The organism is Mesorhizobium sp. M1312, assembly GCF_040318115.1.
Lineage (GTDB): Bacteria > Pseudomonadota > Alphaproteobacteria > Rhizobiales > Rhizobiaceae > Mesorhizobium.
Genome location: NZ_JAMYLQ010000013.1, coordinates 51,500 through 69,906 on the forward strand (window position 1 = coordinate 51,500; position 18,407 = coordinate 69,906).

Sequence of the window (18,407 nt, forward strand, 5' to 3'; positions counted from 1 at the left end):
GCCGCGCGTCCATTTGGACCCGCAAAGGACGCTCTAACACTTTGCATTTGCGCATGATCCTTTCCGGAAACCGAAATCGGTTTCCGGGGTCATGCGCTGGTCCGTGAGCACCGGAAGCGCAGAAAGCCGTCGTTTGCAGGCCGGCATCACCTGAATATCGACACAGCTTTAGAGGGGGTTGTTCGGCATCCACAGATCGGGGTTTTCGCCGGCCTCGCGTGCCAGCCGCCGGGCGCGGGCGGGGTCGCTTTTGACGAGGGCTGAGATATCGGTCAGGTTGCGTTCGCCGGCGGCGTTGCGCTTGAAGGGATTGCCTCCGCTCAAAGCCGCGCCGCCGTCGATCGTGTCTTCCCTGAACATCGCATCGCCGATGGCGTGGAATGCCTTGGCGATCTGCGGATCGGTCAACGCGCCGTCCGGCAGAAGGATGCCCTTCGCCTTATAGGCATCGACCAGGCCGAGCTTCTTCATCGCCCGGTTGGCGACCTCCAGTCTCCGGCGAAAGCCGTCGCTGTCGGTCGGTCCCCAATCCCTGACCAAATCATCGTGAGTGGCCTCCACCGACCGGGCAAGGGCAATCTGCTGCACCTTGGCCTGTTCGGCCATGTAGCCGACGAAGCGGTCGTGATAGGCCTGCGCCACTTTTGGGGTTGCGCCGGCCTCGACCGCCCAGGCCTTGGACGCGTTGGCGAGCTCGTCCGAATAGGCGAAATCTTCGGGAAGCCCGTCGGGGCGCCTGTACTCGACCTTGTCGGGCGATGTCAGCGGGCGCATCGCCTCAGGCAACCGGGCATGGAACCTGTCCCAGTCTTCGCCAGGTGCGTCCGCTGCGGGAACGCGCAGGCTCTCGCCCTGCCGCCGCTCCAGCTCCGCATAGGATGTGAAAACCCGATCGAGGCTTTCAGGTTTGGTCCAGCCCTTGGTTTCAGCGAGCTTGCGGTTGTCTTCGGAAAGACCGTCAAACCAACTTTCTGCAGCCGGAGGGGCGGACCCATTGTCCCCGTTGGCCGGTGGCCGTGCAAGGTTGCCCGCCGGTGGCGAAGCCACCACGGACCCGGCGTCTGCCAGATCTGTCATGAGAAAGATTCCTTTGTTTCCCTTCTCCCCTCGTGGAAGAAGGTGTCGTCAAAGCGACGGATGTGGGTGTCGGAAGAACGAGGCGCCGGCGATCGACTCACCGATTCGGACGAGGTGGTGCGCCAGCTGGTAGAAGGGAGGACCTTAGGCGTTATCGCCCCAGTTCTCCCACAGCAGCGTGATCGTTCCGGTAACGGCCAGCATGCCGTCGGCGTCGATATCGGTGCCGGTGGCGAAGGCGAGGTTGAGATAGAGGTCTGCCGGCGTCACCGTGCCATCGAGCGTCAAAGCCGCCGCCACATCGGCGGTCGACGCGGTCGACAGTGCAGTACCGGCACCGTCCAGCGTGCGGCCGGTGGCGGCCAGCACATTGACCATGGTGGAGGCGAGCGTCGCACTCGACGCCGCCGCCGAGCCGAGCGACCAGGTGAGCGCTGCATTGTCGTTGATGGTCGAGGCGCGAGTGGTCAGCACCGCGAACTGCAATGTCGCGGTTCCGCCCTTGATGCGCACCTTGCCGTCGAGGAAGTCGAAAATCTTTTGCCCGGCAAAGGCCTGCGCATCGGCGACAGGCACCTGCATGGCATTGAACGAAAAGACGGTGCGGAAGGCGCTGCCCTGCCCGGTGGTGACGGCCTTCAGGCCGAGCCTGGGCGGGGCAAGGCCGGCTTCGCGAGCAGCGGTGCGCGCGAGCGTCCGGGGAAGACCTCGGGTCATCTGGTATCTCCATTTCAAAGAGTTCGGCTCAACTCGCCGTGGGAAGGATTGTTGCGGCCGCGGCCTGAATCGTTTTGATTGAGGCCGCAGTATATCGCCTTGTTTCGGATGCTCTTTGCGATCCCTGCCAGCTTTGGGCCAGCGCCATCGCATCACTGGCCAAGCGCCGTCCGGTCAAAGTCGTTCGGCCTCGTCCAGGCCACGACCGTCAAGACGAAGGAAACCATGTCTCATTTCGTGAGGCATGGTGCCGCTGTTCCGCCGCAATGCGACCGCACTTGGCAAATACTTGGCAAAACCAGCCAGTGTATTAGTTCATAGGCTTCAACGGAGTATCAGACGATGACCATGTACAAAGCCATTGCCGCCCTGCTTGTGACTGCCGCGCTGGCAGGATGTGCGCAGACCGAAGGCCAGCAGAGGGCGACCACGGGCGCTCTGGTCGGCGGCGCGGGCGGCGCTCTCGTCGGCCAGGCCCTGGGCCGCGACACCAAGAGCACGGTTATCGGCGCAGCCAGCGGCGCCCTGCTGGGGGCGGTCGTGGGCAGCGCGACAACGCCGCAGCGGCGCGGCGAACAGCTTTGCCGCTATCAGGATCGCTACGGCCGCATCTACACCGCGCCTTGCGACGACCGCTACTATAGCGGCAACTATTGAGCCTAGCCCCTTCTCCCCGTCCTGACGGGGAGAAGGTCCGGGCAGGGGGATGAGGGGCAGCGCAAAGTTCTGAAATGCTGGCACCGCCCCTCACCTGCCCGCCGGCATCCTCTTCAAATACGACGGGGAGAGGGGCGCAGCTTCAGCCTCGGCGCGCTCTCATCTACCCGATGGTTTGGTCCTTACCCTCAGCGCGGTTAGACGCTATCATCTGCTATCCAGGGGGAGCGACGATGCGATTTTTGATCACTTCGCTGCTGGTTGTTTGTTCGGTTTCCGCACACGCCAGACAGGCTGTCAGTGTTGAGCGGATCGGCGATTGCCTGGTCTTGCCGGTGGCCGCTGTCGACCATTACGTCAAATCCACTTTCGAGGTGACATTGGACAATGCCGGCAAGGTCAAGTCGGTTGCCGTTATATCCTATGATCCACATTCAGAGGCGGCGGCGGAAGCGGCCCAGCAACTTTCGAAATCGGTCCAGAAGTGTTGGCCGCCAGGCATCAAAACCAGCCCGATGCGGATCACCGTAGATTTGAGCAAGACTTAGCCATAAGGCAGGTTCATCACCCCCTACCTCCCCTCCAGCCTCGCCGCCTTCTCCAGCGCCGCCAGCTGCGCCTCGTCCAGCGTCAGGAACCCCATGATGTGCTGCAGCACTTCGGCGCGCGCATTGCTCAGTGCGCTGTGCAGCTCGAAGCCGTGCGGCGTCTTGGTCTTGGCCAGCCACTCGCCATAGGACGGGCGGCGGTAATAGCCGGTCGCCGCCGTCAAGTCGGCCAGCACCATCTCGCCGTCCTGGCCTGAGAACACCCTGAGATAGGCCTTTGTCAGCGCATCCTGCGCCTTGGCCGGACCGCCGGCCTGGGTCGAATGGGCGAAGCGTTTGCCGCTCATGCGACGCCGCCCTCGCCGCCCTGCGGCATCAGCCCGCCGAGACTCTCGAGCAGGCCGTTGTCACGCGCCTGCACGGCGGCGGGCACAGCATCCTTGGCAACCTTGCCGGCAGCGGCGATCGCCGCCATGCCGGCCTGCGCAGTTTGCGCCTTGGCTCTGGCATCGCGGATGCCGGCCACCTCGTCGTGGCGGCGAAAAATGCGCTGCGGGCTGCGGCCGGCGTTCTGCACGATCTTGAGCGCCTCGTCGCCGTCGATATTATCCATCACGCCGGGGTCGAACTGGGCCATCTGCATGGCGGTGGTGACCACCTGGATGGTGTCGCGCGCCTCGGCCGAGCGGCGCAGCACGTCGAGCGGGCCGGTGAAGGTCGGCCGCACCGCCTTGCCGGCAAGGCTGGCCGGCGGCAGGAAGCGGCTGTCTTCCTCGTACAATCCTTTGTCCTCGAGGATCCCGAGCTCGCGGTCGAGATTCGAGGCAAAACCGGCCTGGATGATCGAGCCCGAGGGGCCGAGCAGCGCGCCTTTCTCCTCTTGCCGGATCAAGGCTTCGGTGGCCGTCATCTGCGGGTTCTGCACCAGCGTCTGGAACAGGTTGACGAACATCATGTCGCGGATCTCCTCGGCCCGACTTTCCGCGTAGTTGAACGCATAGGTCGGGTTCTGCCCCGTAGCGATCGGCGCAATCAGCGGCCGGCCATTGTCGTCGATCAGGCCGGGATAGTTCTCGCCGGGATTGAGCACCGGCACATAGTCGAGCCGTGCCTTCGACGCCGTCGCCGGATCGGTGATCTGCTGCAGCGCCCTGAGACCCGAGCGGCGCACGGCGTTTTCCTCGCGCACGGTCGTCAGCGCCTCGATGGTCGGCGAGATGCCATAGGGGTCGCCCTCGTAGCGGCGCCAGTTGAAGCACGACACCGGGAAGGAGCGGAAACCGCTCTCCCTGACGATGACCTCCTCATCCTCGATGACGTGATAGGAGGCGAAGGCCGTGTCGAGATACTGGTAGGATGCGCCCAACCGGTACATCTTGCGCTCGTCGCGCGGCTGGATGCACTGGATCAGCGAAATCTTGGTCTCGCATTTGGCCGGGTCGTCGACCAGCATTTTGATCCGCGCCGGCAGCTTCTCATAGCCGAGCAGCTGCGCCGCCTGCCGCGCCGTGCGCTCGTAGCGGCGGTGGAAAATGTCGACCTGGCCCCAGCGGTTGCGGCAGAGATAGCCCTCGACTACCGGGATCGAGGCATAGCGGATCAGCGTGCCGCCAAAGCCCTCCTCGGCGTAGAGATAGGCCGGGCCGTAGCGCACGACGTTGCGCAGGCAGGCCTGCGTTGCCGGCACGAAATTCGAATTGGCGGAATAGCGCAACGAGAACAGGAAATCGCGAAGCGCTTCCGCCCACTCCTTTTCCTCATCGGTCTCCTCGTCGTTCATGGCGGCAGTCGACAGCCCGTGCCATTTTTCCGACTGCGGGATGATCAGGCTTTCCAGCCCGGCGGCCAGCCGGTTAGCGGCCGAGTTGATGGTGTTGGCGTAGACACGGGCGCCGCGCCGCTCCTGCCGCTCGGCCTGCGAGTCCGCGCCCCGGCGGCCACTCCAGACATCGGGCGCGTCGGGGTCGCAGAATTCCGACACCGCCTCCCAGACAGCCTCATACTGGCTGCGCTCGCTCTCCAGTTCCGCCTGTCGCGACAGGATATCGTGGGCACGGGAATCGCTCATGGTCAGCCTCGCGTGATGGATGAAATGGGAAACGCTGAAGAATGGCGGGGATACAGAAGCTGCCAATCTCCCCCCAAGTGGGGAGATGTCCGGCAGGACAGAGAGGGGCGCTGTCCCGCCGACTTCTCAGTCCAACAGCGCGTTCCGGCTCACCGCCGGCAGGAAATACTCAAAGGGCGACGATCCTTCGCGCCCTCTCTGCCCTGCCGGGCATCTCCCCACCCTGGGAGATCGGCAGCTTCACCCTCTGCTCTTTACGCGCTGGGCTCGAGCGCCGGCGCGGCCTTGCGCCCAAAACGCTGCACAACGAAACGGCCCATCTTCTGGCCGGGAACTTCGATCAACGTGTAGGTGATCCAGGACAGCAGGCAGACGACCGGCAAGACAAATGCAACGACGATCGCGAAGCGCAGCGGCGCCGACAGCTCGTGGCCGTACTGGGTGATCACGAAAGCCGCGACGGGCTGGAGAACCAGGAGATGGATCAAATAGATGCTGAAGGAAAGCTCACCCATCAGATGAAAGAACCTGTTGGCGAGCGTCATGGCTAGGCGTCTTGCCACGGTGCCAGCTATTCCCGGCAGCAGCCGGTAGAGAACCAGGGCAAAGAAACCCACCACCAGCGCTTCGCGCATCAAAAGCTTGCCCAGCCCGTTGTCGCCGCCGAAGGGCAGCGCCGCCAGCAGCATGGCCAGGGCCAGATGCGCGAAAGGCCGTTTCTGCCTTTGATGGACGACGCCAGCCAGCAGCATCCCGCACAAGAAAATCTGCATTTTGAGCGGCAGGAACGACGGCATCGGAAAATGGACCGACAATTGTCCCATCAAAAACACGATCGCGCTGCCGGTCGCCGCGACCAGAATAGTGCTCCACATCCAGTCAAGCCGGCGCACCAGCAGCATCACGGCCGGGAACACCGCGTAGAACTGCATCTCAAGCCCGAGGCTCCAGTCGGGCAGCGGCGTGCGATCGGCGAAATTCGGCACCAGGCCGAACAGAAACAGCAGATGGGCACCGATATTCTTCAGGCCGCTGTCGAGATAGCGCTCGGGCGCCTGCGGCACCCTCAGCAGGGACTCATCGATGACCATCCTGGACTGGTAAAGATAAGGTCCGAGCGCCAGGGCAATGAAAAGCATGACATAAAACAGCGGCGCTATCCTGAAATAGCGACGGGTCCAGAATTTCAGCCAGGTTTCCGGCCTTTTGCCAAGGCTCCTTGTCCTGGCGCAACTGGTAGTGGAACACCATCAGGAAGCCGGACAGCATGATGAAGAGATCGACGCCGAGATCCGGCTCGCCGAGCACAGGAATTCGCCAGCCGGTCAACAGCAGGCAGTGCCCGATCAGCACCCAGATCGCGGCGAGCGCCCGGAGCCCGTCCAGGCACTCGATACGCGACGACCGGACTTCCATCATGCCGAACTCCTCGATAGCAATGTTGCAGTGCAGCATGGCGGCTGAGGGGGATTGTCAACCGTGCCGAAGCAACACGATTTGCGCCCGATTGTTACGCAACGCGGAAGCTGCCTTGACCTTCTCCCCTTGTGGGCCCCTTGTGGGAGAAGGAGGAATCCTCACCCGCCCCGCTTCTTCATCGACCGCGCGCCGGCGCCACCAGCACCCGGTTACGAGACACTCTTCTCATCGCCTCCGTCATCATACCCCCAGCAGCACGCGGCGCTGGCCGGTGAGGTCGCTCGGCGATAGATCGGTCTTGACCGTGCCGGCGGTGCCCTGGCGCTGTTCGAGCTCAGCCCTGAGCGCTGCCTCGCGCGCCTGCACGTCCTTGTCGGCGATGGTCGGTGTCGGTGGCAGCGGCTTCAGCGCCGGCGGCTTTTGGAAGAGGCACATGGTTCCAGCTTTCTCTTGTCCAGTCGTAGAGTAAAAAATCTTCGCCGTTCCGGCCGTAACCCGGCAGGAGGCAGCGTTGCGTGGCGCCGAGCCGGCCGAGCCAGCGCAGCGCCAATTCATTGGCGGCCAGCGCCCGCGCCTCGACCCGCCAGGCGCCGCGCGCGGCAACTTCCGGCCCGAGCGCGGCGTGAAAGAACGCCGTGACCCCAGGCACGCAGCGCCTCATGCGGCGCGTGCCCCAACTCCAGGCGATCCACAACCCGCCGCGCTGTTCGGCGGCGCCAAAGCCGGCCTCCGGATTGCCGTCCAGCTCGGCGACATAGGCAAATCCCTGCAGCGCCGTCAGCGCCAGCAGAGCGGGAGACCAGTCGTCCAACTGGCAGTCGATCTCGGCCCGGTCCTCGGGCCTGAGGTTGGCGGCGATGTAGCTGAGGTCGCGCAACGTGGCGGGGATGATGCGGAGGGTCATGAGGCGGTCATGGTGTCTGGTTGCCGTCGTTACCGAAACGCCCCCAGCGGGTCGCTCTGCCCCGCCTGCCGCCGCGCCGCCTTGAACTCCGCCGGGTCGACCACCGCTTCCCTCAGCATCATCACGCCGTACCGGGTCGCCGCCATCAGATCGTCGCGCAGCTTCACCACCTGGCCATCTTTGCGGTGATAGAGCCGGAATTCCTCGAACCAGGGCAAAAGCGTCGAGAACACCTTGAAGCGGCCGCTCTGCATGCGGTCGAGCATCTCCATCAGCCCGGCCTCGACCGAGACGGAGCCGTCCGGGAATTGGGCATGGCGGGTCAGGATGTTCAGCCCATGCGCGGCGTATTGTTTGGCGAGCGCTACGCCCGCACCTTCCAGCGTCTCGCGGCGGCCGTCGCGCGGCCATGCCCAGGGCAGCCATTCGCCCCAAGGTTTCAGGGTCAGCGCCTGCATGGAGGGAGTCTGCTGCGACGCGCGGCAGGCTTTGGTGACATAGACGACATCGGTCTCGGTATCCCAGGCGAGCTCGACCGCGGCCGACGGATGGTCCCAGCCGAAATCCAGCGCACCGAGCCGCGGCCAGTAGCGCGGAAGCCGGAACGGCTCGCAGGCGATCAACTCCTCGGCCACCGGAAAGATGCGGCCGGAGCCGAGCACCGGAATGCCCTTGGCGCGCGCCTCGCGCTCATGCGCGGGATATGCGGCAACGATCGCCGCGCGCTGCTCGGGCGAATAGTGCCCGGCATCGTCGATGGTCATGAAGGTGACGTGACGGGACATGGCTGGCCTTGGAAAGCTTGGGTTCCTCGCCCCACGGAGTGGGGGTGGCTCGGCGAAGCCGAGACGGAGAGGGGGACGCCCGTCCCTCCAGATGGGAATGGTAAAAAAAAGTCTCGCTTACCGGAAGACGCCTGCGAAAGCCCCTCTCCGGCCGCTGCGCGGCCACCTCTCCCCACTCCGTGGGGCGAGGAACCCATGTCCTGCGATGTCACCCCCTCCCCATTCCCTCCACCTCTTCCGCCGACAGGAACAACAGCACCACATCCGACATGCCAAGCAGCGGCGTAAAAGTGACGATGGTGATGCCGCCTGTCGCGTTGGTGCGGGTCAGGCCTTCGGAATAGATGTCGAGCGGCGGTTCCTCGTCGAACCAGACGCCGTGCAGCGTTTCGCCCTGCCACTTTTCGCGGCCCTTCTCAAAACTCTTGAACGACAGCACCGATTCATCGGCCTGCACATCGCCGCCGCCGCCATGGCGCACCACGACGCTGTCCAGCCCATGCGGCGCGCCGCGCCCCATGATGGTGCTGACAATAGCGTCAGCCGGGATCATGCCGGTGCCCCACGTCGGCGGCTGCTGCGGCGGGCCGATCAGGATGCGCTGCGGGTTGTCGCGCGTGCCCTCGGCGGTGACGCCGGCCGCCCACAGCCGCACGGGCGTGTCGAAAACCTTGCCTTGCCACCAGGCGGGATAGCGGCCGGTGAGATGCATCGCCCATTCCGCACCGCCGGCCCTTGTCTTGCCGAGCTGGTTGCCGGCCATGAACAGCCGCTCGCGGTTGATCGCGCCCGCCGCATGGAACTCGGCCTGCCTGAGGTAAGGCCGATAGGCGGCAAGCTGGTTAGTGCGGCGTCTGCGGTCCAATTCCCTGAGCAGGCTCAGATACTCGGTCTTTGCGGTCGAGACCCGGCTTTTCGAGGTCCGGCTTTTCGAGGAATGGCCGGAGGACGGCTTCGAGGCCGCGGATGCGCTGCCTGATTTCGTCATCGCTCAATGCATCCAGACTGTTGATGTTGACGTGCAAATCCTTGGGCAGCACCGACAGCACGATCTTCAGATACTGGTCGGGCTTTTCGGTGCGAACCTCGGCGATGACGCCGGCGCCATGGGCCCGGAAATCGGCGCGGATCGCTTCCAGAAAGCCATCGGCCAGCGTTTTTTTCGCTCGCCTCGGCCGGCCGGAGGGCCTGGGTTCCGTCGCATCAGGCGGTTGGTCATCGAAAGAATCTTCGGCCATGCCCTACCCCACGGCCCCGGCGACCGCCGCGAGCTTGGGCTTCGCCGCTTTCTTGAGTGCCGCTGTGGGTTTCTTGCGGGACTTCGCCCGCTTGCCGGGGCGCTTTGCTTTTGGCTTCCGCGGCCGGCTTGCCGCATCGGGCCTTGCCGCGCCGGCTTCGGGGAGGGCCTTGAGCGCCGCTTTGGCGATGCTCACCGCACCGGCGCTGACGCCCATTTGCGAAGACCCGAAGCCGCCAGCCGCATCGACGGGACCGCCCCGGACCATGCCGATCCGCACACCGGCCGCGACCGGCTCGACCCGGCCGTGGCGCGCATCGGGCGCGCCCTCGAACTGGCCGATGGCGCTGACGACCTCGCGGCCGTCATCGTCAGTGATGATGGTGGCATAACGGTTGGACATTGGGGGTCTCTTGTGGTTGCAGTTCGTTCCGGGAAGGCCGCGTTCCTTCGCGCCCCCCTCTGGCCTGCCGGCCATCTCCCCCACTTGGGGGGAATTGATGCCACCTTCGCTTTCGCCAATCTTTGACGTTCCAGGATGGGTGATATGGTCAAAGCTGCCGATCTCCCCCCAAGTGGGGGAGATGTCCGGCAGGACAGAGGGGGCGCTGTCCCGCCGACAATTCAATCCAAGCAAGCGAAGATGGTCCGAAAACAAAAAACCCGCCTCGGCGGGCGGGTCGTTGGCGCAAATCAGCACCATGACTATATTCCTAGCATAGCTGCCGTCACAAAGCAAGCGAAATCTCGTGAGCCGGCCTAAAATTCGGCCGCGCGCCGCGATATGGTGCAGCTGTCCGGATCGGAACCAACGTTCGCGCGTTTGCAATTTTGCCAATGGGAGCAAAGCCATGAATGTCGCCAATCTGCAACTCGAGGGCCTGCTGATGGCCATCGCTTCGATCAATCAGGTCCTTGTCCGCAAGGGCGTGTTGACGGTCGAAGAGATAGATATCGCCTTGCGCAAGGCCGAAGCCAGCGAGACCAGCGAGGAGCGGTCCGAAGGCATGTCGGCGTCCAGCCGCGATGCCGTCAACTTTCCGATCCGGCTGCTCGAACTGGCCAATCAGTGTCAGCCGGAGGCGGATATGCCGTCATTCTCGAAACTGGCGCGCATGGTCGGCCAGATGAAGGAACCCTACAACGACCAGATGTGACGTTGCGATCGCCTCCCCGCTTGCCGGACGAGGTACAATCAGCTGGCCGATACAGGCTTCCAGGTCAGCACGCGGCCCGGCCCGTGCACGGCGGCAAACAAGAGCCCGGCCAGGAAAGTAAAATGATCGACGAAGAAGCCGAACTCGGCCTGGTTGCCGGCCCAGTGCGACGGCCCGTGGAAGGCAAAACCGAGGAACAGCACATAGGCGCCGGCGACAAGCGCGGCCTGCGAGAAGAAGGCGCCGGTCAGGAAGCACACGACGAGGACGACCTCGAGCAGGGCCGCGCACCAGGCCAGAAACAGCGGGAACGGAAATCCGGCGGCGGCAATGTAGCCCGCGGTGGCGCTCATATCGATGAACTTGAAGCTCACCGCCATCAGGAACACGGTCGCGAAGATCAGGCGGCCAATGAGAATTGCCGCGGTCTGCCACGGCGTTTGAACGGGTGATCGAGCGGTTTCCAACGACATGACGTCCTCCAGGGTTGCGACGGGTTTCGCCCCAAGGACGATACACCAGCCGCAAACCCGACAATCATGCCTTGAGAACCTGCTGGGTCAGCAACTGGCGAGGCCGCCCAGGTCCTGGTCCAGATCTACTCCGCCGCGTGGTGGCTGATCGAATCCCGCACCGTCCCGTACTGGCTGCCCCAGCGGTCGGTCATATCGCAGCGTATGTCCCACAGCTCCGGGAAGAAGCGATGAAGGGCGCCGGCCTGCAGCAGTTCGACCGGGCGGCCCTTCAGGGATTTCGAGCCCAGCCCGATCGAACGGTGGATGAGGTAGAGGTGGTTGGCGCGGAATTTCTGGAACAGCTCATCGAATTCGATCAGCGCCTCGGCGACGACATAGCTGTCGCCGTGATCATACCCGATATCGTAGACATCCTCGACAGTGAGCCCGCGACCGTCGAGATAGGACGCCTTGAAGGCCCGCCACAGGTCCGGCGGCATGCGCAGCAAGAGCTTGAAGCCCGGCGATTCCTGGCCGCTGCCATTGCCGAGCTGCAGGCGAATCTCCTGGTATTCCTTGGGCGACATGGTTTCGAGCAGGTCGAGCTGCGCCGTCATCATGCGCATCAGCCGATGTACGCGCCCCATCAGCGTAACGACGCGATGGGTGTTCTGCTGTTCGAGGAAGTCGACGACATCGACCAGCGTGTAGGTGATGAGCTTCATCCACAGCTCCTCGACCTGATGGACGATCTGGAACTGCAGCTCGTCGGCATTGACCATCTCGGCCAGCGGCTTCTGACAGGCGAGAAGCTTGTCGCACCTGAGGTAGACGCCGTAGTCGCGCATCTCGGGCGCTTCGATGCGGGCATAATAGTCCGGCTTGTGCATGGCAGCTGCTCCTCTGCCCGGCCCATCGGCTCAGGCATCTGTTCGGTCAGAGCCTGAAGGATAAGCGTTTTTGGCTTGAACATTGTTCCTTTCTGTTATCCAAATGGCAGAAAGTGAAGGACGAAAGCCCATTCATAAAACGATTTTGGAGAACGTTTTATGCTTGATCCCATCGATCGGAAGATCGTCGCGGCGCTGGAACGCGACGCGCGTACCTCCTTCGCTGTGCTCGCCGACCAGGTCGGCCTAAGCAAGACGCCATGCTGGAAGCGGGTCAAGGCGCTGGAGGATGCCGGCATTATCCGCGGCTACTCGACGCGGATCGACCCGGCAAAACTTGGCTTCGGCATCGAAGCCTTCATCCAGGTGTCGATCGATTTCGAGCTTTCCGAAGCCTTCGAGGCCGCAGTCCAGGCACACCCGCTGATCCGGCGCTGCCACGCCACGACAGGCGACGCCGACTATCTCCTGCAGATCGTAACGGTCGACATGATGGCGCTGGACAGGATGCTGCGCGTCGAGCTCAGCCGCCTGCCCGGCGTGCGCCGCACGATCACCTCGATGGCCATGCGCGAGATCAAGGGTCACATTTCTTTCGCCAATGCCGTTGGGCATACGCAGCAGAAGCGATAGGCGCTCGGCAGCGGCTGGGGTTCGTTCGATTTGGAGCCAATCAGCTGCATGGTTCAGGCTGCGGTTTTGTCGGGCTTGTCTATCCGCGATGCCGGGCTTGGGGCTGGATCGACCTTCGGCTCCTTCTGCTGTTCGGCGTCAGCTTTCCGCTTCGGGCAGTCCTCGTAGCCATGGTCGCGCCCGCCGCAATAAGCGCAGCATTTTGCAGGGATATCGGGGCGAAACATCGTCATGCATTGAAATGCACGTGACGCCGGTCTGGTTGCGTCGCACCATCACTTTTCGCTTACATTAGGGAATTTGGGTACTAAATCCGCAGCTTAAGGCGTGTAGCCCAGCGCGGCCAAGGCCGACAGCCCTGCAACCAGGCCAATTGCGATAACAATGCCGAAATGCCGTTCCAGGAATTTGCGCCCCTGCCATTCGTATCGCATATCTGAAACTCCGCCGCGGCGTAATCTGGGGCAGTGTGTTCAGGCGTCAAGGCCGGGGTTCTTGACAGGCGGTAGACAGGCAGCTGCCATTGTTCATATCGTGGTTCATATCGGAACGCGGAACGACACATTATGGCCGAGCATTCTTCATCGATACGAGAGAACCACTCCCAGCCCGCTGCGGCATCTGACCCCCGCCTGGCCTTCGTTTATGCCGAGGCGGTGCGGGGTCTCTGCATCAGCAGAACGTGGTGGAGAGCCTCAATACGCAAGCCGGCAAACTGATCTTTGCAACCGCGTCCGTGAGTTCTCTACTCGGCGGCAGGGCTCTCCTGGATGGGCTGGGGCTGTGGGACTGGCTGGCGCTGGCGCTGCTTTTCCTGATCGGGCTGCTGGTCGTGATCATGTTGTGGCCCTACTACAATTTTACGTTCCGCTTCGATCCAGAGCAGCTGCTCCAGGACTTTGTCGATAAAAACCCTTCCGGAAGCATGTGATGCACCGCGCGCTTGCGCTCCGCATTAAAACGGACATGGCCAGCAATTTGCGGATCATTCAGCGCCTTCGCATGTCGCTACAGCTTGCCCTGTTTCTGTTGTTGCTTGAACTTCTGGCGTGGCTGTTGGCGATAACCCGAGTCTAGGCTCAGGGACTATCAAGCCAGCAGGGTAAAGACTGCTTTGAGACGAGTTACGTGAAAATCCCTGCGCTAAAGCTGAGATTCGATAGCCGCCTTGTCTATAGCAGACCATACTTGTACAATCTTTTTGTCGCGAAATTCATAGATAACATTTTCAGCAAAGGAAACTCTCCTCCCATTTACAGGGAGGCCAAGGAACCTTTCTTTCGGCGTACAGTCGAAGCCTAGCCGGCTCGCTATATAGGGCGGATCGGAAATCAGCATCTGGACGATGAAGGAAAGGTCCGGAATTTGAGCAAAGTCTCTCTCCAGCATTTCGAGATAACCTGATAACCCGAGCCGCCGACCGTTGTGGATCACCTCATCATCAACGAAATGTCCCAGCTTCGGCCAGTCCTGCTTATTCAGACAGGCAATGTAGTCTCGGTAAACGTCGGAGAGGTCGGTTTTAGCCACGGTGATTGCTCATATCTCTACAAGGCCCTGCTGAAAGGGCGTGTCTCATGCTCAAGCAGATGGCGGCATGAAGCGGCTTCATGCGCGGATAAGAAAGTGTTAGACAGCGTTCACTTCCTCTACTCCCGCTTCGTCTAATGGTAGGACAGCGCCCTTTGAAGGCGTGAATCGTGGTTCGAGCCCATGAGCGGGAACCAGCAGCTCCCCAGCCGGCAACCGATCGGTCTTGATCCGCTCAGGCTGCTGCAACGCGCAGCAATGCCCAGGCGGACCGGCGTGCCATTCCTTTTCCGACTGGCAAGGATGGTCGGCCGGACCAAGGAACCCTATAACCACCGGATATGACGGAGGACGACATGGCCGACGACAAATCCAAGAGCAAGCAGGACCGCAAACCGGCCTCCGGCGAGGAGCCTTACGACGTTGCGGCTTTTGCGAAAAAATACGGCATACCGCCGAGCGAGGCCGCGACCATCATCAAGCGGTACGGGCCTTCGAGAAAGAAGCTCGATGCGCATATGGCGAGCCGCAACGCCTGATCCGCATCCAGCGGCGTCGACCCGGACCACCACCGCAGCCGGATCATCATCGCGGCCGGATCCATTACTGCGGCTTGACCATGCCGCGTGTTTCCGGCCTGCCAGCGCTATCGGCCGGATTCAACGCTAGGTTTCAGGAACGCAATAACTCGTTTACTTTGACGCGGTACCCACCTCGCGGGCAATCGTTGGGGGACCGAATGTCGGACGGTGCATTGCGCTTTGATGTGTCATGGAGCCAAACGGCAGATGGATGGTGTGGGACGTCAGGCTCGATCTGCCGGCCCAGTTTTCGGCGCTTGCGCTGATCGGCCTGTGTCACGATGAGGCCGTTTCGATCTGCAGCCTCTTGAACGAGACAGGCTCCGAGACAAGCTCGGCCGAGGCCCGGCAGAGTCGGGCCTCCTGATGATTGCGCTGCCCAGCGCCGGGCCTGAGGCGGCTGGCGCTCCGTCGACGCAACCAGGATTTTGTCTTGGCAAACAAAGGTGACATTAGCTGACTAATCGATTCACAGTCGGTGAACCGGCATGGCCAAGAAAAAGTCGAAACTGGAACCGTCCGGCATTTCTGCGGCCTCTTCGGCGGAAGCCTATGAGGCGACCTATTTTGCCCGAAGGTGCGGCCTGACGCCGGATGAAGCGCTGAAGATTATGCGCGAGGCGCAAGGCTGGGTGAGCACGACGATGCCGTCCAGCGTCAAGCGGAAGAATTAGGCCCACAAGTGCAGTGGGCGGCAAGGCATCGGCTGCCAGCAAATGTCCAGACGCTTGGAACCCATGCCCTAAGATCGGCCTGATCTACCTCGGAGCGCGGATTTACGCGGATTTATAGGTGTTGCTCTTACATTAGCTTAAGAGCATATTTCGTCAGCCGGCGAACTACCCAAGCCGGTTAGGCTCGGCGCCATTCCCCTCGATCCCTTGACGCCGAGCCGCGGGGATCGGCAGCGCTGGAGGCGAACCATGCCCATGTATCTCTCACGATTCAGCTATACGCCCGAGACCTGGGCGCGCCTGATCGAAAACCCCGAGGATAGACGCGAGGCAGCCCGCACCTACATCGAGTCGGTGGGCGGAAAGCTGCACGGGTTCTGGTACGCCTTCGGAGAGCACGATGGCTGGAACCTGTGGGAGGCGCCAGACAACGTTTCGATGGCATCTGTCATGCTTGCCATTGGTGCGGGAGGAGCGCTCAGCTCGTACGAGACCACCGTTCTCCTAAGCGTCGAAGAGACGATGCAAGCCCTTGGTAAGGCGAAGTCAGTCCGCTATCGCCCGCCGGGAAAGCTCTGACTAACTCGCGCAGTGTGAGCGCCGGACCTATTTCCGGACTTTCTCGCCGCTGCTAGAAGCATTTTTCAGCCGAGTGGAATCACTCGGCGTCGCACAAATGCGACTAAAACAAAGGGGCTTTCTCACCTTCGACCGACGCAAATCCGATCTTGCGCGTGACGGATCGCTGGCCGTCCTGCAGCCTCGCATCCGGCCAGCGGATGCTATGCTTGCCGTCCCATCGGCAAAGCCGCTCGCCCGCTCGCCCGTGTAACGATCGCTTGCAGCGGCTCCGGCTGGTGCAGCAGAAATCCCTGGCCGAAGGCAACGCCCATATCCCTGAGGATGTCGAGCGCGTCCTGCTGTTCGATCTTCTCCGCCACCACGGAGCAGCCGAGGCTTCTGGCGATGCCCGATATGGCTGAGACGATTTCGCGGTCGAAACGGCTCTCCGCAATATGCTCGATGAAGGAACCGTCGATCTTGATCGCGTCGACGGGAAAGCGCCGGAGATATTCGAACGAGCTCATGCCCGCCCCGAAATCGTCGAGGCTGACGCGGCAGCGCCGCTCGCGCGCCTTGCGGACGAACTCTTCGGCAGCAGTGAAATTGGTGACCGCGGCGGTTTCCGTGATCTCGAAGCCGATGCCGGAATGCGGCGCCCCGGTCTCATCGATGACGGCGTCGACGAAATCCCAAAGCTGCGGATCGCTCAGCGTCTGTGCCGACAGGTTAAAGCCGAGCGTGAGCGCCCCTGACTTCAGCGCCGGACCATGAAGCGAGAGCGCCGTCCTGATGATCCAGCGATCGAGCCGCGAGGCAATGCCGAACCGCTCCGCCGCCGGGATGAACTCGCCCGGCGGGATCAGCCGCCCGTTGCGCCCGGCGAGCCGCGCCAGGACCTCGACATGGCGGCTCTCTTGCCAGGGTCTTCCGAGCCGGTGGATTTCCTGGCCGAACAGTTTCAGCCTTCCGTCTTCCATGGCATCGACGGTGTCGGCCGCCAGCCGTGCCGCATTGAGGCCCCCGGATGTTGTCTCAGAGGAGAACACCGCGAAGCGATTGCGCCCGGCGGCCTTGGCCGCATAGCAGGCGTCGTCGGCGCAGGCGAGCGCGTCGGCCACCGCGGTATTCTCGTCGGCGACAAAGGCGATGCCGATGCTGGCCGAGAGCTTGCGCGACGCCGCCGTCGAGCCGAGGTCGGCATCGCGAACCGCCGCCAGAACGGCGCCGGCGAGACGCTCGGCTTGCGCTGCGTCGCAATCAGGCACCAGCAGCGCGAACTCGTCGCCGCCGAGGCGCGCGGCATGCGCCGGCGGCGGCAGACAGCCCAGAATGCCCTCGGCAACGCTCTTCAGCGCGAGATCGCCGGTGGCGTGGCCGGCGAAGTCGTTCATGGCCTTGAAGTAGTCGAGATCGACGTAGAACACCGCGAGCGGGCGCGCCGTTGCGATATGCTCGGCCAGCAGCCGGTCGAACGCAGCGCGGTTCAGAAGGCCGGTCAGGCCGTCATGGCGGGCCGCATGGGCAAGTTCCTGCTCGCGTTGCTTCGCCTCGGTGACGTCGCGCACCGTGCCCAGGATCTGGCCCGACGACTGGGCGTCGGCGATGAACCGTATCAGCGATTCGACATGTCTGATGTCGCCGTCCCGCTTGATGATACGGTATTGCACGGCGACGACCTTTTTAGTTTGCAGCGGCGCCAAGTGGGCCCGCTCGGCGTCGGCCTTGTCGTCCGGATGCAAATAGCTGTGCCAGAGGTCTTGCGACACCTCTTCGGTTCCGGCGACAAGCCCGAAGATTTCCCGCGTGCGCTCGTCCCAGTAGCTTTTGCGTGCAGCAATATCGTGATGCCAGATGCCGGTGCCGCTGGCCGCCAATGCCAGGCGAAAGCGGACGTTCACCTGCGCAAGCTCTGCTTCCGCTTGCTTCTGCTTGGTGATGTCGGTCTGGACCCCCATCAGCCGGACCGGCCGGCCTTCCGCGTCGCGCTCGACCACCCCGCCGCGATCGAGAACCCATACCCAGTGACCGGATTTGTGCTTCAGCCTGAGCTCGGTCTCGATCGAATCGGTCAGGCCGGCAATGTGGCGTTCGCCGCTGGCCACCGCCCGCTCGCGATCGTCGGGATGCGTCAGCTGCAGCCAGAGATCGCTCGCCTCGACAAGCTCACCCTCGCCATAGCCGAGCATTTGCGACCACATTGCCGAGTAGAAACACTCGCCGGTCCTGAGATCCCAATCCCAGACGCCAAGATGCGCGCGTTCGAGCGCCAGCTCCCAGAACTCTCCGTTGCGATTCTTCTTGTTAGCCATGCCCTGGACTTCGCCTGCCCCGTCGCGGCCATTGTGCGGCAAAAGCAAAGAAGAAACCGTTACTGCGCAAGGAGCGGGCGAAGGGGCCTATAGGAGGCATCACGGCGGGCGGTTCCTTCTACGACGACAGGCACGTTGACCCCTGCCGGTCGCTGCAACGAGGATGCGGAGGCCATCCAGCCCATCGCTATAGCCCCCGCGA

Annotated in this window: 23 protein-coding genes and 1 tRNA gene; 9 read left to right on the forward strand and 15 right to left on the reverse strand. The window is 62.9% G+C overall.

The annotated features are described in order from the left end of the window. Positions 1–168 precede the first annotated feature (168 nt). Together NKH36_RS16840 and NKH36_RS16845 are read right to left on the reverse strand one after the other, a co-directional pair. Entirely contained in the window at positions 169–1,077 is a 909-nt protein-coding gene (locus NKH36_RS16840) for a hypothetical protein (RefSeq protein WP_352960784.1), read from the reverse strand. 144 nt (positions 1,078–1,221) lie between these two features. Beyond that, complete coding sequence (locus tag NKH36_RS16845) at positions 1,222–1,794, reverse strand: hypothetical protein (protein ID WP_352963385.1); 573 nt, start codon at positions 1,792–1,794, stop codon at positions 1,222–1,224. A 342-nt stretch (positions 1,795–2,136) separates the two neighbouring features. Between NKH36_RS16845 and NKH36_RS16850 the strand changes: the two genes are divergently transcribed. Together NKH36_RS16850 and NKH36_RS16855 are read left to right on the forward strand one after the other, a co-directional pair. Beyond that, complete coding sequence (locus tag NKH36_RS16850; RefSeq protein WP_029351756.1) at positions 2,137–2,451, forward strand: YMGG-like glycine zipper-containing protein; 315 nt, start codon at positions 2,137–2,139, stop codon at positions 2,449–2,451. Positions 2,452–2,684: 233 nt separating this feature from the next. After that, positions 2,685–2,999 carry a hypothetical protein gene (locus NKH36_RS16855; RefSeq protein WP_352960786.1) on the forward strand — a complete coding sequence of 105 codons (315 nt, stop codon included), beginning with the start codon at positions 2,685–2,687 and terminating at the stop codon, positions 2,997–2,999. Positions 3,000–3,022: 23 nt separating this feature from the next. Here NKH36_RS16855 and NKH36_RS16860 read toward each other — a convergent pair whose 3' ends face one another. The 9 genes from NKH36_RS16860 to NKH36_RS16900 all read right to left on the reverse strand — a co-directional run bounded on the left by NKH36_RS16860 (position 3,023) and on the right by NKH36_RS16900 (position 10,115). Further along, positions 3,023–3,346 carry a Bbp19 family protein gene (locus NKH36_RS16860; RefSeq protein WP_352960787.1) on the reverse strand — a complete coding sequence of 108 codons (324 nt, stop codon included), beginning with the start codon at positions 3,344–3,346 and terminating at the stop codon, positions 3,023–3,025. After that, positions 3,343–5,067 (reverse strand): portal protein, encoded by a 1,725-nt coding sequence (locus NKH36_RS16865; protein WP_352960788.1) that lies wholly within the window; start codon positions 5,065–5,067, stop codon positions 3,343–3,345. The genes NKH36_RS16860 and NKH36_RS16865 overlap by 4 nt, the downstream gene beginning before the upstream one ends. 254 nt (positions 5,068–5,321) lie before the next feature. Next, positions 5,322–6,257, reverse strand: a complete 936-nt coding sequence (locus tag NKH36_RS16870; RefSeq protein ID WP_352960891.1) for an acyltransferase family protein — start codon at positions 6,255–6,257, stop codon at positions 5,322–5,324. Next, positions 6,145–6,486 carry an acyltransferase family protein gene (locus tag NKH36_RS16875; protein ID WP_352960789.1) on the reverse strand — a complete coding sequence of 114 codons (342 nt, stop codon included), beginning with the start codon at positions 6,484–6,486 and terminating at the stop codon, positions 6,145–6,147. The genes NKH36_RS16870 and NKH36_RS16875 overlap by 113 nt, the downstream gene beginning before the upstream one ends. Before the next feature lie 334 nt (positions 6,487–6,820). After that, entirely contained in the window at positions 6,821–7,390 is a 570-nt protein-coding gene (locus NKH36_RS16880; protein WP_352963390.1) for a hypothetical protein, read from the reverse strand. Between the two features lie 29 nt (positions 7,391–7,419). Further along, positions 7,420–8,175 carry a phage terminase large subunit family protein gene (locus NKH36_RS16885; RefSeq protein ID WP_352960792.1) on the reverse strand — a complete coding sequence of 252 codons (756 nt, stop codon included), beginning with the start codon at positions 8,173–8,175 and terminating at the stop codon, positions 7,420–7,422. Positions 8,176–8,383: 208 nt separating this feature from the next. Then, the gene (locus NKH36_RS16890) at positions 8,384–9,040 is read right to left on the reverse strand and encodes a terminase large subunit domain-containing protein (RefSeq protein WP_502912052.1); all 657 of its coding nucleotides are present in this window, start codon (positions 9,038–9,040) and stop codon (positions 8,384–8,386) included. Next, complete coding sequence (locus tag NKH36_RS16895; RefSeq protein ID WP_352960794.1) at positions 9,018–9,413, reverse strand: hypothetical protein; 396 nt, start codon at positions 9,411–9,413, stop codon at positions 9,018–9,020. The genes NKH36_RS16890 and NKH36_RS16895 overlap by 23 nt, the downstream gene beginning before the upstream one ends. Before the next feature lie 3 nt (positions 9,414–9,416). Beyond that, on the reverse strand, positions 9,417–10,115 hold the full coding sequence (locus tag NKH36_RS16900; protein WP_352960796.1) for a hypothetical protein: 699 nt from the start codon (positions 10,113–10,115) through the stop codon (positions 9,417–9,419). 148 nt (positions 10,116–10,263) lie between these two features. On the opposite strand from NKH36_RS16900, the gene NKH36_RS16905 reads away from it, so the two are divergent. Further along, entirely contained in the window at positions 10,264–10,569 is a 306-nt protein-coding gene (locus NKH36_RS16905; RefSeq protein WP_352956148.1) for a hypothetical protein, read from the forward strand. A gap of 38 nt (positions 10,570–10,607) precedes the next feature. Here the strand turns inward: NKH36_RS16905 and NKH36_RS16910 are convergent, their stop codons facing one another. Both NKH36_RS16910 and NKH36_RS16915 read right to left on the reverse strand, forming a co-directional pair. Beyond that, positions 10,608–11,042: a DoxX family protein gene (locus NKH36_RS16910; RefSeq protein ID WP_352960798.1), complete on the reverse strand. Its 435-nt coding sequence runs from the start codon at positions 11,040–11,042 to the stop codon at positions 10,608–10,610. A gap of 125 nt (positions 11,043–11,167) precedes the next feature. Beyond that, entirely contained in the window at positions 11,168–11,914 is a 747-nt protein-coding gene (locus NKH36_RS16915) for a tryptophan 2,3-dioxygenase family protein (RefSeq protein ID WP_352960800.1), read from the reverse strand. A gap of 159 nt (positions 11,915–12,073) precedes the next feature. Between NKH36_RS16915 and NKH36_RS16920 the strand changes: the two genes are divergently transcribed. After that, positions 12,074–12,547, forward strand: coding sequence for an Lrp/AsnC family transcriptional regulator (locus tag NKH36_RS16920; protein ID WP_352960802.1), 474 nt, complete (start codon positions 12,074–12,076; stop codon positions 12,545–12,547). Between the two features lie 682 nt (positions 12,548–13,229). Further along, positions 13,230–13,478, forward strand: a complete 249-nt coding sequence (locus NKH36_RS16925) for a hypothetical protein (RefSeq protein ID WP_352963396.1) — start codon at positions 13,230–13,232, stop codon at positions 13,476–13,478. A gap of 212 nt (positions 13,479–13,690) precedes the next feature. Here the strand turns inward: NKH36_RS16925 and NKH36_RS16930 are convergent, their stop codons facing one another. After that, on the reverse strand, positions 13,691–14,077 hold the full coding sequence (locus NKH36_RS16930; protein WP_352960806.1) for an ester cyclase: 387 nt from the start codon (positions 14,075–14,077) through the stop codon (positions 13,691–13,693). Positions 14,078–14,200: 123 nt separating this feature from the next. Between NKH36_RS16930 and NKH36_RS16935 the strand changes: the two genes are divergently transcribed. The 4 genes from NKH36_RS16935 (at position 14,201) to NKH36_RS16950 (ending at position 15,911) form a co-directional block, all read left to right on the forward strand. After that, positions 14,201–14,274 (forward strand) — tRNA-Gln (locus NKH36_RS16935). Positions 14,275–14,433: 159 nt separating this feature from the next. Next, positions 14,434–14,616 (forward strand): DUF3606 domain-containing protein, encoded by a 183-nt coding sequence (locus NKH36_RS16940; RefSeq protein ID WP_352960808.1) that lies wholly within the window; start codon positions 14,434–14,436, stop codon positions 14,614–14,616. A gap of 530 nt (positions 14,617–15,146) precedes the next feature. After that, entirely contained in the window at positions 15,147–15,332 is a 186-nt protein-coding gene (locus tag NKH36_RS16945; RefSeq protein ID WP_352960810.1) for a hypothetical protein, read from the forward strand. A 249-nt stretch (positions 15,333–15,581) separates the two neighbouring features. Next, positions 15,582–15,911 carry a GYD domain-containing protein gene (locus tag NKH36_RS16950; protein WP_352960812.1) on the forward strand — a complete coding sequence of 110 codons (330 nt, stop codon included), beginning with the start codon at positions 15,582–15,584 and terminating at the stop codon, positions 15,909–15,911. Positions 15,912–16,114: 203 nt separating this feature from the next. Here the strand turns inward: NKH36_RS16950 and NKH36_RS16955 are convergent, their stop codons facing one another. Continuing rightward, positions 16,115–18,205 (reverse strand): EAL domain-containing protein, encoded by a 2,091-nt coding sequence (locus NKH36_RS16955; protein WP_352960814.1) that lies wholly within the window; start codon positions 18,203–18,205, stop codon positions 16,115–16,117. Positions 18,206–18,407 lie beyond the last annotated feature (202 nt).